Genomic DNA, 12,762 nt, shown 5'->3' with positions numbered 1-12,762 from the left:
GGATTCTTGGTCTCTACCCCAGTTTGCCGCGGATATCCTCGGCGACGGCGTCGACAAAGCCCTGATCCTGACCGCCAATCACCAGATATCCAACACCATCGCTGACCCAGGAGGCCGCCGCCATGCCGGCCAGAACCTCGCTTTGCATCGGCTTGTCATCACCCGAAGAGCGGGTGATGCAGAAAGCCACCGGCACCCCGTCCGGGCCGAGATAGGCCATTTGCAGCAGTGGCTTGCCCTTGAACCCCAGCAGCTGCGCGCGCTTGAACTCCAGCCCCTCGACGGATTGCGCCGGGGACAGGTCCACGCCGTGGCCGCTGCCGAAACCGGCCAGCACTTCGGCGGTGGCCGCGGGTGATTGCGCGGCGTTTGCAACCGTGTCGGTGATGTAAAGCGACTGGTAGGAGGCAACGACCGCCTTCCATCCCGGCGCTTTGGCGGGCTGCGGTCCCGGCTGCAGCATGTAGGTGGAGAGCACGCCCAGGCCAAAGGCCAGTGCCAGCCCGGCCACCAGCCGCAGCGGCACGCGGGTTTCACGTGGAGCAGGAATCAGCGTCTCGGGCATTTGCGGTGTGCCCAGCGCTTCGGGCGAGAACGCATCGCGCAGGGCCGCGACCGGCAAGTCGAGCGCCTGCAGCCGCTGCGCCAGGGCAGCGTCGGAGGTCAAGGCAAGCTCAACCCGATCGCGCAGAACGGCGTCGGCCTCGCCATCCAGGTAGGCCGTCAGCTCTTCGTCTGTGAATGCCGCTTGCGCTTCATTCATGTTCCCGTCTCCGTTTCCGACAGCTCTGCCGCGATTTTCTTGCGGGCGGCTGCCAGCCTGCTCATCACCGTGCCGATGGGGACATTCAGAACCTCCGCCGCCTCTTTGTAGGCAAAGCCTTCGACGTAGACGAGCAGAACCGTGACCCGCTGGCTTTCGGGCAGTTCCCCTATCTTTGAAAACACCTCACGGGCAAAAATATTCGTTTCCGTGTTTGCACGCTGATCCGGGATCTCGGTTTCTTCCAGCGCCACCAGCCCGCCGCCGGTGCGCACGGCGGTTGCGCGCAGCTCATTCAGCCACAGCCGGTGGGCCATGCGGAACAGCCAGCGGTCCAAATGCGTGCCTGCCTGATAACCCGCGTGTTTCTCCAGCGCGCGCAGGCAGGTCATCTGCGCCAGATCGTCAGCCCGGTCGCGCCGCCCGGTCTGCATCAGGCAGAACCGCCACAGCCGCGGGTAAAGGGGGCTTATCCCCTCCCGGATCTCATCCTCAGCCGATTTTTTGCCGAACCAGCGAATAATCCGCGCTCCTGCCGTGTTTTGATCCCAGGGCCGGCCGAAACACCGTGCCACAAGAACATTGATAATCGGAAGGACATAGGATGCTCAACTCACTGTTTCGTGGCGTTTCTGTTGCAGCGTTGATTTTTGCAGGCCAGGCAGTGCTGGCCGGAGACTGGGTGCTGGATGGCGCCAGCTCTAGGCTCGCGTATGGTTCAATCAAGAAGGACAGCGTCGGCGAGGTGAACAGTTTCGAGGAGCTGTCCGGCACGGTGAGCAAGAACGGTGCAGTGAAGGTGTCGATCTCGCTGCCCTCCGTGGAAACTTTTATCGACATCCGTAACGAACGGATGATCGAGCATGTGTTCAAAGGCGCAGGCGAGGCCACACTGACAGCACAGGTCAACATGGCCGCGCTGGAGGCACTGCCCACGGGCGGCACCATGGTGGCGGATGTGGAAGGCAAGCTGAGCCTTCTGGGCCGTGAAATTGCGGTGGAAACAGAAATGTTCGTGGCCCGTCTGTCGGAGCGCAAGGTGATGGTCTCGACCAATGACCTGCTGTTTCTGGGAGTTGAGGATGCGGGGCTCACCAAAGGCGTCGACATTCTGCAGGAGCTGGCCAAGCTCTCTGGCATTACCCGCACGGTGCCTGTGACCGCGCGCTTTGTTTTTGAAAGCGATGGCGACACGGCACAGGCTGAGCCGGGCTCAGGAGGAAGCCGATGTTGCACTGGCCGGAGATCCGGCCAAGGGCAAGAAAGTGTTCCGCAAATGCCAAGCCTGCCACAGCTTTGATGAAGGCAAGAACGGTGCCGGGCCCAGCCTGCACGGTATTATTGGCACCGGGTCCGCCGCCGTTGACGGATTTAAGTACTCAGGTGCCTTCCAGGAGGCAAACCTGACGTGGAGCGAAGATCAGCTGGCGGCTTTCCTGGCTGATCCCAAGGGCGTGGTGCCTGGCAACCGCATGGGGTTCCGCGGGTTGAAAAAGGATGAGGATATCCAGAACGTGATCGCCTATATCCGCCAGGAAAGCTGAGAATATCGAGCAGGGGGATGGCCGCCTAAAGGCCTCCCTTAAACAGCATGCCTAGGCCAGCCACCAGCGTTCGGCGATACGGCCATCGTCCAGGACAGAGCGCTGGCCCACCTTGCGGGGGATGCCGACGGTGTGCCGGGCCGCCAGCGCCATATTGGTGGAGGAGGGATGATACAGGAACTCCCCCCGCTTCAGCAGGCCGCGCGGTTCCGGCAAGGCTGCCACATCGACATAGCCGTCGCGCAGCGCTTCGGCGCGGACTGCCGCGTCGGGGATCACTATGATTTCAACCGTATCCACCCAGCCAGCGGCGCCGGCTTTGTAATGGTTCGAGACCTTGGACGCACGGAAATGGCGATTCTCCTGGGCACGTTCCACCTTGTAACAGCCAGTGCCAACCGCTTCTGCCAGAGGCATAGGCAATTGGCCGCCGGGTGCAATCATTTGATCGGCGCCAGCCAGCAGATAGGGAAGGTGGGGATTGGGCTGCGAAAGCTCGACCAGCAATTGCTGGCTGCCCAGCGCAGTGACGGCCTGCATATCTGCTCCGGTGATCCCTTGAGCGGCGAGCGACGCAGCGGCATCATCAACCGTCAGCAGCGTTCCGTCATGGAAAGCGACATCTTCGCGCAAATCAAAGGTCCAGGTTCGAGCATCCGCCGTGGAGTGCCAGGCCGTGGCCAGCTCACCGCGCAGCAGCCCATCGGGGGCAATCTCAGTCAGCGTGTCATAAACCGCACCGCGGGCGGCCTGTTCCAGCATGCCGCCATCGCGCGGCACCGCCAGGCGCAGCACACCACCTGCCTTAGGGGAAGCATGCAATGATCCGCCAGCCGCGGCCAGCAAAGCGGCAGCAGCACCTGAGGTAAACAGCGCGCGGCGGTCAATGCGCGTCATGGGACAAGTTCACCTGCGATCCGGTCCATCGCCCGGACCAGCTCAGCGCTGATTCCCGGCTCCGACAAAGCATGGCCGGCATTGCGCACCATCTTCAACTCCGCATTTGGCCACAGCTCGCTCAAGCGCCAGGCCGACGACGGGGGGCAAATCATGTCATATCGGCCCTGCACGATGATCCCCGGAATATGCGAAATCCGCCCCATGTTGGCGAGGATCTGCCCATCGTAGTCAAGGAAGCCATGGTTGATGAAATAGTGGTTCTCCAGCCGGGCAAAGGCACGCGCATAGTCGCCAGGGCTTTCACCGCTTTGACCGTTGGAATGCACCGACGCCAGCGCGTTCTCCCAAGCAGACCAGGCGCGGCCATAGCGCACTTCCTCGTCCAGGTTCCCGGAAAACAGCCGCTTGTTATAAGCCGCGATCATATCGCCGCGTTCACTGTCCGGGATCAGCCCGACAAATTTGGCCCAGGTTTCCGGCCAGAACTTGCCCGCCCCGCCGCCATAGAACCACTCCAACTCTGCTTTGGTCATCAGGAACACACCGCGCAGAATTACCTGTTGCACCCGGTCCGGGTGGGTCTGGGCATAAATCAGGGCCAGCGTCGCGCCCCAGCTGCCGCCGAACAAGATCCAGGATTCGATACCCAGCTGGCGTCGAATCAGCTCCATGTCCGCCACCAGATGCCAAGTGGTGTTATGTTCGCAGGACGCATAGGGGCGCGAGCGGCCGCAGCCGCGCTGGTCGAACAGGATAATTCTGTAGACATGCGGATCAAAGTAGCGCCGCATCGCCGGGCTGCTGCCGCCGCCGGGACCGCCATGGCACACAATCACGGGAATGCCATTGGGATTGCCGCTTTGCTCCGCATAAATGCGGTGGCCCTGGCCTGCGTCGATCATGCGCTGGTCAAAGGGTTCGACCGGCGGGTAAAGATAATGCACAGCGCGCTTTTGGTCCGGGTATCTATCCATTACTGACCTTAGTGAAACGTCAGACTACAAAAGAGCACACGGAGACAGGAATGCAAGCAACTCAATCCACTGTCGACCCTGCGGAAATCGCAAAATTCGAGGCGATGGCAGCGGAGTGGTGGGACCCGCATGGCAAATTCAAGCCATTGCACATGCTGAACCCGTGCCGTCTGGATTACATCACCAGCCAGATCGCTGGCGAGTTCGGCCGCGACCTCACGTCACAGCACCCGTTCGATGGGCTGCGGCTGCTGGACATCGGCTGCGGCGGCGGGCTTTTGAGCGAACCAATGGCCCGGCTGGGCGCAACGGTAGTGGGCGCCGATGCAGCAGAGGGCAACCTGCCCGTCGCACGCATCCACGCAGAGCAGTCCGGGCTGGAAATTGACTACCGCCACACAACCGCCGAAGCGCTGGCAGAGGCCGGCGAGCAGTTCGACGTGGTTCTGAACATGGAAGTGGTGGAGCATGTGGCCGATCCGCTCAGCTATCTGACGGCCACAAGGCACCTGCTGAAACCCGGCGGGCTGGAAATCTGCTCGACCATCAACCGCAATCCCAAGAGCTTTGCCATGGCGATTGTCGGCGCCGAAGTGATCATGCGGTGGCTGCCGCGCGGGACTCATGAATGGTCCAAGTTCATTACCCCGGATGAGTTGTTCGAACTTTTACGCAATGCCGGCCTAAAACCTGTGGACCGCAAGGGGTTTGTATTCAATCCGATCACGTGGAACTGGTCAATCTCGGAACGGGATCTTTCGGTGAACTATGTGACTGCCAGCGTAAAGCCAGGCTAGAGCCCAATATATGAAAAGACCTGTCAGGGCCAAAGCCTATCCTTAAGGATAGGTGGTAATCCTTATGCACTCTTTAGAAACGGAGCAGGGCTTGATAGCGTCAGATATCGGATTTGGAATGTCTTGAGATCCGAAACCGGGGCATAGCCCCAAAACTGAGTGAATGCTTGCTGCCTTAACTGGTGGGTCTACCCAATAGTTTATTCAACCGCCACTCACGGATGATGGGGACTGATGGGGAAGAGGGGTGTCTGCTTGCAGGCACCCTTCTTTATTATCAACAGCTAACCGCTTGCTTCGAGTTTGCCGCGCAATTCGCGCAAGATCGGCAAGGCCGCACGGACCCGGTCGCTGCCCAATTCACCCACCACTTCGGAAATCACCGGAATAATTCCGGCCAAAGCTGCATCCCGGGCCTGTTTGCCGGCTGGGCTGATCGCAACCATCTTACGGCGCGCATCATCCCAATCGGGCCGCACATGGATATAGCCGGCCACTTCCAGCTTGCTCAGCGTGTTGGTCATTGCACCGCGGGTTACGTGGAACGCTTTGGCCAGCTGTGCGGGCGAGCGTTCCAGCCCGGCGCGGGCCAAGTGGTTCAAAACAGAGAAATGCGACAGCTCCATCCCCTTGGGCAGCACTTTGCTGAGGCGTGACCGGGCCAGCTGGTCAGCCATGAGTATTTCGCTGAACAGCGATACCGCAAGGGCATTGGTCTCATCCATCAGGGTCCGTCAAACTCCCGGTCGTGGGTCAGGGAAGGAACGCGCTTTCGTGCTTCTGCCACTTTTTCCAGGTCGAGATCAACGAAAGTCACACCCTGTTCCTGGCCCGCATCGGCCAAAACCTCGCCCCAGGGCGCCACGGCCAGCGTGTGGCCATAGGTTTTGCGGCTTGGCCCGCGCGAGGCCGGGTGTTTACCGGTTTGCGCGGGCGCCAGAACGAAACACCCCGTCTCAATTGCCCGGGCCCGCAGCAATGAATGCCAGTGTGCAGCACCGGTAACGTAGGAAAACGCCGCGGGCGCGGTGATGATCTGCGCGCCGCCCTTGGCCAAGGCCCGGTGCAGATGCGGGAAGCGCACGTCATAGCAGATGGTCATGCCGATACTGGCAAAGGGCGTCTGAGCAACAACCGCCTGTGTGCCCGGGCGGTAACCATCGGATTCGCGGTAGGTTTCCTCGGGCGTTACTTCCACATCGAACATGTGAATCTTGTCATAGCGCGCCTTGATGGTTCCTTCCGGTGAAATCAGGAACTGCCGGTTGGCAAAGCGTCCGTCATCGTCGTGGGTCTTGATGCCCAGCGAACCCAACAGCAGCCAGATGCCGTGTTTCGCAGCCTCATCACGGAGGGCGGCCAGGGTTGGATCGTCCTCCTCGTGGCAAAGGACACTGTTTTGATGGGTGCGGCTGCCGGAGAGGCAATTCGTGACCTCGGGCGTCAGCACAAAACCCGCCCCGCCGCGCACAGCCTCTGCCATCATCGCTTTCACCGTTTCCAGGTTTTCAGCCGGAATGTCGGTGGATGTCATCTGCAGCAAAGCTGTGCGCATATCAGGTCTCCGGGTTCAGGCCGCCAGCAGCGGGTCGAGCTTACCCGCCTGCTCCAGCGCATAAAGGTCGTCGCAGCCGCCCACATGGGTCTCGCCGATAAAGATCTGCGGCACGGTACGGCCGCCGTTGGCACGCTCAATCATCTCAGCTTTGCGATCCGGCTGCGCCAGCACGTTGATCTCGGAAAAGCTAACGCCTTTCTGGTTCAGCAGGCGCTTGGCCGCATGGCAGAAGCCGCAGAGAGGCGAGGTGTAGATTTCAACGGTTTTCATTCAGGACCCCATGATCTGGTTTGCAAGGTTGTGGAGGAATTGGGGGTCCATTGCAACAATTGCCAGTGGGCGGCCCTTTGCCTCACGCTTGCGTGACCCGGGCCAGAACCGCGACGCGCACATCTGCGGCACCGGCCTGCAGGCAGGCATCTGCACAGGCGCTGAGCGTTGCACCGGAGGTCATCACGTCATCCACAATCAGGACAGAGTGGCCCTTGATCCGATCCAAGCGGCGCGGGTGCACCGTGATTGCGGTGCCGAGTAACTGATAGCGCTGATCCCGGGTTTTACCTTCAAGCGCCGGGGTTTTACGCGAACGGACCAGTAAACCCGGGCAATGGTCCAAACCGCTGCGTTTCGCTAGCGCCGCCGCCAGCAATGCCGACTGGTTGTACTTGCGCTTCAACATCCGCGTCCAATGAAGCGGTACCGGACAAAGCAGCGGATCATCCTGCAGCAGTGGCTGCGCCGCCCGTTCCAGCCAGCCCGCTGCCGTCTGCGCAATTTCAGTCCGGTCGCCGTGCTTCAAGCCCAGCACCAACTTGCGCCCCTGCCCTTCATAGAGCAGCGCCGACCGGCCCTGGCTCCATGGCCGCGGATGGCGCAGACAGCTATCGCACTCCAGCCGGAAGCCATCCGCCTCCCCCGGCAGAGGCACACCGCAGGCCTCGCACACCGTACCGCTGATGAAATGCATATCCGCCCAGCAGTTGCCGCAGAGGCCAAAGTCGCTATCGACCAGCCCGCCGCAACCCATACATTGCGGAGGATAAATCAGCGAAACAGCGGTTTGAATCCCGGCCAGCAGCATCTAAATAGCCCCCATGACACAAGCACCCGGAAATCAGGCACCTCAGCAGCTTTTTGACCGCCGGACTTTGGCAGCCCGCCGTGCCCGCCGGCGCGCGGACGCATTGTTCCTGCATCAGATGGCACGGGACGAGGCCGAGGATCGCCTGAGCTTGGTTAACAGAACCTTTACAGCGCCCGCTGTGGTCTGCCCCTTCCCGGAGGTCTGGGAGGGGTTCCTCCCCGCTGCCAAACTTGTTCCGGACGACGATGTGCTGGCGCTGGAGGAAGGCGCCCATGATGTGGTGATCCACGCCATGGCCCTGCATTGGGCCAATGACCCGGTCGGTCAGCTGATCCAATGCCGCCGCGCGCTGAAGGAAGACGGGTTGCTGCTGGTTGCGATGCTGGGCGGCCAGACCCTGCACGAGCTGCGCGCCGCCATGGCCGAGGCTGAGACCGTGGTGATGGGAGGATTGTCGCCCCGCATCGCGCCAATGGGGGAAATCCGCGATCTGGGCGGCCTGCTGCAGCGGGCGGGGTTTGCCCTGCCGGTGGCCGATCTGGTGCCGCTCACGGCCGAATACCGCGACCTGACCCACCTGGTCCACGACCTGCGCGACATGGGCGAGACCAACGTTCTGACCCAGCGCCTGAAACGCCCGGCGCCGCGGGCGCTGTTTCAGCTGGCAGACCACATCTACCGGGAGCATTTCGCCACCCCCGAAGGCCGCCTGCCAGCCACGTTCGAGCTGGTTTGCCTCACCGGCTGGTCGCCCTCGGACAGCCAGCAGAAACCCCTGCGTCCCGGCTCTGCCCAGATGCGTCTGGCCGATGCCCTGAAAGTGCCGGAATCCAAGCTCTGATCCCGATAATCTGCACCTATGGCTGCGCCAATGTGATCCAATTGGCCTTTCGCTCGTAAAGACAGTAACTTCCCCCGATCACCGAATTTCCAAGCCCTACAGGAACCGCCCATGCTGGACGCCGCCCGGACCGCCAAATGCCCTGCCCACGCCCCTGCCGATCATCCCAAAGTCCCGGCAGAGAAAGTCGGCATCCTGCTGGCCAACCTCGGTACCCCGGACGACTACTCATACTGGCCGATGCGCCGGTATTTGAGCGAATTTCTGTCCGACAAGCGGGTGATCGACTACCCGTCCTGGAAATGGCAGCCACTGCTGCAACTGATCATCCTGACCAAGCGGCCGTTCTCCTCGGGCGCGGCTTACAAGTCGATCTGGAACCACGACAAGGGTGAAAGCCCCCTGATGACCATCACCAAAGACCAGACCACCAAGATGGCAGAGGTGATGAAAGCGCGCTACGGCGATCAGGTGATGGTCGATTTCTGCATGCGCTACGGTAACCCGTCGACCAAGTCCAAGGTGCGGGAAATGGTGAAGGCCGGCTGTCAGAAGATCCTGTTTGTGCCGCTCTACCCGCAATACGCCGGCGCCACCTCAGGCACCGCCAACGACCAGTTCTTCCGCGCATTGATGGAAGAGCCCTGGCAGCCCGCCGCCCGCACAATTGAACCCTATTTCGACCAGCCCGCCTATATCGACGCTTTGGCGCGTTCGGTTGAAGAAGCCTATGCCAAAGCAGAAAAGCGCCCTGACATCCTCGTGGTCTCCTACCACGGGATGCCCAAACGCTATCTGATGCAGGGCGATCCCTACCATTGCCAGTGCCAGAAGACGACGCGGCTGCTGAAAGAACGACTGGGCTGGGACGACACCCAGATCGCCACCACTTTCCAGTCAGTGTTCGGCCCCGAGGAGTGGCTGAAACCCTATACCGTCGATCACGTCGCCACGCTGGCAAAGGAGGGCAAGAAGAACATCGCGGTGATTGCGCCGGCCTTCTCCGCCGATTGCATCGAGACGCTAGAAGAGATCAACGAAGAGATCCGCGAAAGCTTTGAGCACGCAGGCGGTGAAGACTTCCTCTATATCCCCTGCCTCAACGATGATGAGGATCACGTTGCGGCACTGGCCGGCGTAATCGAGCAGAACCTGAAAGGCTGGCTGGACTAAGCTCCCGTCCCGGTCCACATAGGATCCAATATAGGATCGCCGGGCACACCGGCAGACCGGGGAGAGTTTGGATGACGCTTGAGCATTGGGCCGCCGCCCTGAAACAGCATTGGGGCATCAAGGCGGAGCTGACCCGCCTGGATGGGGAATACGACCTGAATTTTCTGGCCAAGGAGGCTGATGGCCAGGGGTACATCCTGAAAGCAATGCGCCCGGGCTGCGAGGCCTGGCTGGTCGATATGCAGGTGAAGGCGTTTGAGCATATCGCTGCACGCCAGCCGGACCTGCCCTGCCCGCGGGTGATTGCTTCCGCCAGCGGTGAATCCCTACTGACGATCACGGATGAAGACGGCAAGAACCGGCTGGTCTGGCTGCTAAACCAGCTTCCCGGCCGCTGTTATGCCAAGGCAGAACCTAAAAGCGATGCGCTGATCCATGAGATCGGTCAGGTGCTGGGCGGCTCAGCCAAGGCGCTGGCGGACTTCCGGCACGAATGGCTGGAGCGCGACTTCAAATGGGATCTGATGCTCGCGGGTTGGATCACGGATCAGCTCTCCTGCATTTCCGATCCCACGCGCCGAGCGATTCTGGGAGATATTTCCGCTGATTTTGCCAAGTTAGAGCCTGTTCTGGCGCAACTCCCCAAACAGGCTATCCACAACGACGCCAATGACTACAACATCATGGTCTCAGGTGAGCTGGGCGAGCCGCGCCGGGTGTCCGGCCTCATTGACCTGGGCGACATGTGCGCCGCACCGCGTGTTTGCGACCTAGCGATTGCCGCGGCCTATATAGTGCTGGACCACCCTGCCCCCGAAGCCGCCCTCGCCTCACTGGTGGCAGGCTATCACCAGGCCTATCCGCTGACACCCGCTGAAGTGGACATGGTCTGGGTGCTGCTTCGCACGCGGCTGGCCGTCAGCGTGGTGAACTCGACCCTAATGGCAGCGGAGAACCCGGACGATCCCTATGTCACTATCTCGCAAGCCCCTGCTTGGCGCTTCCTCGAAAGCAACGCGCTTCATGGCGGCCTGCTGACCGCTCGGCTGCGCGCCGCCTGCGGCCTTCCGGTGGTGAATGGTGCTGATCGCGTGATGGCCTGGCTGAAACTGGAACGCGGCAATTTCGCCCCGCTGATGGGCGAGGACCTTGCGAATGCACCGATGGGCTCACTGTCGGTGGAACACTCCACTTGGCCACAGAACCCGTTCCACATGCCGCTGGAGGAAGCCGCCAAGGTCGGTGAGGAGTTCGAGGATAATGGCCGTATCTGGCTTGGCTACTATCACGAACCACGGCTGATCTATGCGGAACCGGCTTTCCGCAAGGGGCCGTGGAAGGCCAGCGACCGCCGCACGGTGCACTTGGCAGTGGATGCCTTTGCCCCAGCAGGGACGCCAATGTTTGCTCCTTTACGTGGTGAAGTTTTTGTGGCCGAATACCGGGCCGGGCATCTGGACTATGGCGGGGTCATCATCCTGCGCCACGAAACGCCTGAGGGGGACCCATTCTTTACGCTCTATGGCCACCTGAACCCGGAATTCCTCGACCGCCTGAAACCCGGTGACGTGGTGGAAAAAGGGCAGCAATTCTGCCGCCTGGGCGACCCCAGCCAAAACGGCGGCTGGGCGCCGCACGTGCATTTCCAGCTGGCCCTGACCACTGAGGGGATCGAGGCCGACTGGCCCGGAGTCGGGGACCCCGACGAGATGTACCTATGGCGCGCGGTCTGCCCGAATCCCTCAGCCCTGCTGAACCTGCCGGACGAAAAAGTCCGCTATCACCCCACCGACAAGGGCGAGGTTCTAGCCGGGCGGCGGGCGCATTTCGGCGGCAACCTGAGCCTCACCTACAACGACCCGGTGATGCTGGTGCGCGGCTGGAAGCACTATTTGTTTGACGAGTGGGGCCGCCCCTATCTGGACGCCTACAACAACGTCCCCCACGTCGGCCACGCGCACCCCCGTATCCAGGCCGTCGCAGCAGATCAGCTGAAGCGGATGAACTCCAACACCCGCTATCTGCATCCGGCGCAAACTGCTTTTGCCGAAAAGATCCTGTCAAAGCTGCCGGATCACTTCGAAGTCTGTTTTTTCGTCAATTCCGGCACTGAGGCCAACGAGTTGGCGCTGCGTCTGGCGCGTGCCCATACAGGTGCCAAGGGCATGGTGACACCCGACCATGGCTATCACGGCAACACTACCGGTGCGATAGATATCTCTGCCTATAAGTTCAACAAGCCTGGCGGCGCGGGCCAGTCCGATTGGGTCGAACTGGTGGAAGTCGCCGATGACTACCGCGGTTCCTTCCGCCGCAACGATCCGCAGAGGGCGCAAAAATTTGCTGATCTGGTGGATCCGGCTATCGCAAGCCTTCAGCAAAAAGGCCACGGTGTTGCCGGCTTCATCGCTGAAACCTTCCCCTCGGTTGGCGGTCAAATCATCCCGCCCAAAGGCTATTTACCCGCAGTTTATGAAAAAATCCGCGCTGCCGGTGGTGTTTGCATCGCCGACGAGGTGCAAACTGGCCTTGGCCGCCTGGGAGATTACTACTTCGGCTTCGAACACCAGGGCGCGCTGCCGGATATCGTGGTGATGGGCAAACCCATTGGCAACGGCCACCCTTTGGGGGTGCTGGTGACAACCAAGGCGATTGCCGAAAGCTTTGCCAGCGGGCCTGAGTTCTTTTCGACCTTCGGCGGCTCAACGCTTTCCTGCCGGATCGGCAAGGAGGTGCTAGAAATCGTCGACGACGAAAACCTGCAGAAAAACGCCCGTGTGATAGGCGGCCAGCTGATCGAGGGTCTGCGCAAACTGGAACAGAAACATGCCTGCGTTGGCGATGTCCGCGGCATGGGGTTGTTTCTGGGGCTGGAACTGATCAACCCGGACGGCTCCGAGGCGACGGAGATTTGTTGTTACGTCAAGAACCGGATGCGGGATCACCGTATCCTGATCGGCAGCGAAGGCCCCAAGGACAGCATTCTGAAGATCCGTCCGCCCCTCACCATTGGTAGCGAAGATGCAGGCATGATCATTGCCGTATTAGACAAGATCCTGGGAGAGGCGGCCTGACGGTCCTTCCCCTTCCTGGCGCTCAGGCAACAAAAAAGGCGGTGGAGAACCACC

General features: G+C 61.1%; 14 protein-coding genes. 6 read left to right on the top strand and 8 right to left on the bottom strand.

Annotation, left to right across the window (positions count from 1 at the left end; translation table 11 throughout):
• Positions 1–13: 13 nt before the first annotated feature.
• Positions 14–763: an anti-sigma factor family protein gene (locus ACXAEK_RS04695; RefSeq protein WP_475040168.1), complete on the bottom strand. Its 750-nt coding sequence runs from the start codon at positions 761–763 to the stop codon at positions 14–16.
• Positions 760–1,236: an RNA polymerase sigma factor gene (locus ACXAEK_RS04690; protein WP_152615739.1), complete on the bottom strand. Its 477-nt coding sequence runs from the start codon at positions 1,234–1,236 to the stop codon at positions 760–762. Before ACXAEK_RS04690 ends, ACXAEK_RS04695 begins: the two co-directional genes overlap by 4 nt.
• A gap of 131 nt (positions 1,237–1,367) precedes the next feature.
• Here ACXAEK_RS04690 and ACXAEK_RS04685 point away from each other — a divergent pair, with 131 nt between their 5' ends.
• Positions 1,368–2,063, top strand: a complete 696-nt coding sequence (locus ACXAEK_RS04685) for a YceI family protein (protein ID WP_475040167.1) — start codon at positions 1,368–1,370, stop codon at positions 2,061–2,063.
• Positions 2,029–2,307 (top strand): c-type cytochrome, encoded by a 279-nt coding sequence (locus tag ACXAEK_RS04680; protein WP_475040166.1) that lies wholly within the window; start codon positions 2,029–2,031, stop codon positions 2,305–2,307. The genes ACXAEK_RS04685 and ACXAEK_RS04680 overlap by 35 nt, the downstream gene beginning before the upstream one ends.
• Before the next feature lie 51 nt (positions 2,308–2,358).
• Here the strand turns inward: ACXAEK_RS04680 and ACXAEK_RS04675 are convergent, their stop codons facing one another.
• Both ACXAEK_RS04675 and pip read right to left on the bottom strand, forming a co-directional pair.
• Positions 2,359–3,204, bottom strand: coding sequence for an ABC transporter substrate-binding protein (locus tag ACXAEK_RS04675; RefSeq protein ID WP_475040165.1), 846 nt, complete (start codon positions 3,202–3,204; stop codon positions 2,359–2,361).
• Complete coding sequence (gene pip, locus ACXAEK_RS04670) at positions 3,201–4,181, bottom strand: prolyl aminopeptidase (protein ID WP_475040164.1); 981 nt, start codon at positions 4,179–4,181, stop codon at positions 3,201–3,203. The genes ACXAEK_RS04675 and pip overlap by 4 nt, the downstream gene beginning before the upstream one ends.
• Before the next feature lie 50 nt (positions 4,182–4,231).
• Here pip and ubiG point away from each other — a divergent pair, with 50 nt between their 5' ends.
• Positions 4,232–4,978, top strand: coding sequence for a bifunctional 2-polyprenyl-6-hydroxyphenol methylase/3-demethylubiquinol 3-O-methyltransferase UbiG (gene ubiG / locus ACXAEK_RS04665; protein WP_475040163.1), 747 nt, complete (start codon positions 4,232–4,234; stop codon positions 4,976–4,978).
• Between the two features lie 284 nt (positions 4,979–5,262).
• Here the strand turns inward: ubiG and ACXAEK_RS04660 are convergent, their stop codons facing one another.
• The 4 genes from ACXAEK_RS04660 to ACXAEK_RS04645 form a co-directional block, all read right to left on the bottom strand.
• Entirely contained in the window at positions 5,263–5,703 is a 441-nt protein-coding gene (locus ACXAEK_RS04660; RefSeq protein ID WP_475040162.1) for a MarR family winged helix-turn-helix transcriptional regulator, read from the bottom strand.
• A complete protein-coding gene (locus ACXAEK_RS04655) occupies positions 5,703–6,533 on the bottom strand; it encodes a carbon-nitrogen hydrolase family protein (protein ID WP_475040161.1) in 831 nt (276 codons plus the stop codon). Before ACXAEK_RS04655 ends, ACXAEK_RS04660 begins: the two co-directional genes overlap by 1 nt.
• A 15-nt stretch (positions 6,534–6,548) precedes the next feature.
• Positions 6,549–6,806: a glutaredoxin 3 gene (grxC, locus tag ACXAEK_RS04650; protein WP_475040160.1), complete on the bottom strand. Its 258-nt coding sequence runs from the start codon at positions 6,804–6,806 to the stop codon at positions 6,549–6,551.
• An 82-nt stretch (positions 6,807–6,888) separates the two neighbouring features.
• The gene (locus ACXAEK_RS04645; RefSeq protein WP_475040159.1) at positions 6,889–7,617 is read right to left on the bottom strand and encodes a double zinc ribbon domain-containing protein; all 729 of its coding nucleotides are present in this window, start codon (positions 7,615–7,617) and stop codon (positions 6,889–6,891) included.
• Positions 7,618–7,630: 13 nt separating this feature from the next.
• Between ACXAEK_RS04645 and ACXAEK_RS04640 the strand changes: the two genes are divergently transcribed.
• From ACXAEK_RS04640 to ACXAEK_RS04630, 3 genes are all read left to right on the top strand, one after another.
• Positions 7,631–8,461, top strand: coding sequence for a methyltransferase domain-containing protein (locus ACXAEK_RS04640; protein ID WP_475040158.1), 831 nt, complete (start codon positions 7,631–7,633; stop codon positions 8,459–8,461).
• 111 nt (positions 8,462–8,572) lie between these two features.
• Positions 8,573–9,634 carry a ferrochelatase gene (hemH, locus tag ACXAEK_RS04635; protein ID WP_475040157.1) on the top strand — a complete coding sequence of 354 codons (1,062 nt, stop codon included), beginning with the start codon at positions 8,573–8,575 and terminating at the stop codon, positions 9,632–9,634.
• Positions 9,635–9,705: 71 nt separating this feature from the next.
• Positions 9,706–12,708: an aminotransferase class III-fold pyridoxal phosphate-dependent enzyme gene (locus ACXAEK_RS04630; RefSeq protein ID WP_475040156.1), complete on the top strand. Its 3,003-nt coding sequence runs from the start codon at positions 9,706–9,708 to the stop codon at positions 12,706–12,708.
• Positions 12,709–12,762: the final 54 nt, after the last annotated feature.

Source organism: Leisingera sp. ABM4_101 (assembly GCF_056158725.1).
This window is presented reverse-complemented; position numbering and strand designations above follow the sequence as displayed.

Excerpts from the sequence above, each read along its gene's own strand:
- grxC (WP_475040160.1), bottom strand. The coding sequence starts at position 6,806 with ATGAAAACCGTTGAAATCTACACCTCGCCTCTCTGCGGCTTCTGCCAT.
- ACXAEK_RS04695 (WP_475040168.1), bottom strand. The coding sequence starts at position 763 with ATGAATGAAGCGCAAGCGGCATTCACAGACGAAGAGCTGACGGCCTAC.
- ACXAEK_RS04630 (WP_475040156.1), top strand. The coding sequence starts at position 9,706 with ATGACGCTTGAGCATTGGGCCGCCGCCCTGAAACAGCATTGGGGCATC.
- ACXAEK_RS04685 (WP_475040167.1), top strand. The coding sequence starts at position 1,368 with ATGCTCAACTCACTGTTTCGTGGCGTTTCTGTTGCAGCGTTGATTTTT.
- ubiG (WP_475040163.1), top strand. The coding sequence starts at position 4,232 with ATGCAAGCAACTCAATCCACTGTCGACCCTGCGGAAATCGCAAAATTC.
- hemH (WP_475040157.1), top strand. The coding sequence starts at position 8,573 with ATGCTGGACGCCGCCCGGACCGCCAAATGCCCTGCCCACGCCCCTGCC.
- ACXAEK_RS04660 (WP_475040162.1), bottom strand. The coding sequence starts at position 5,703 with ATGGATGAGACCAATGCCCTTGCGGTATCGCTGTTCAGCGAAATACTC.
- pip (WP_475040164.1), bottom strand. The coding sequence starts at position 4,181 with ATGGATAGATACCCGGACCAAAAGCGCGCTGTGCATTATCTTTACCCG.
- ACXAEK_RS04645 (WP_475040159.1), bottom strand. The coding sequence starts at position 7,617 with ATGCTGCTGGCCGGGATTCAAACCGCTGTTTCGCTGATTTATCCTCCG.
- ACXAEK_RS04655 (WP_475040161.1), bottom strand. The coding sequence starts at position 6,533 with ATGCGCACAGCTTTGCTGCAGATGACATCCACCGACATTCCGGCTGAA.
- ACXAEK_RS04640 (WP_475040158.1), top strand. The coding sequence starts at position 7,631 with ATGACACAAGCACCCGGAAATCAGGCACCTCAGCAGCTTTTTGACCGC.
- ACXAEK_RS04675 (WP_475040165.1), bottom strand. The coding sequence starts at position 3,204 with ATGACGCGCATTGACCGCCGCGCGCTGTTTACCTCAGGTGCTGCTGCC.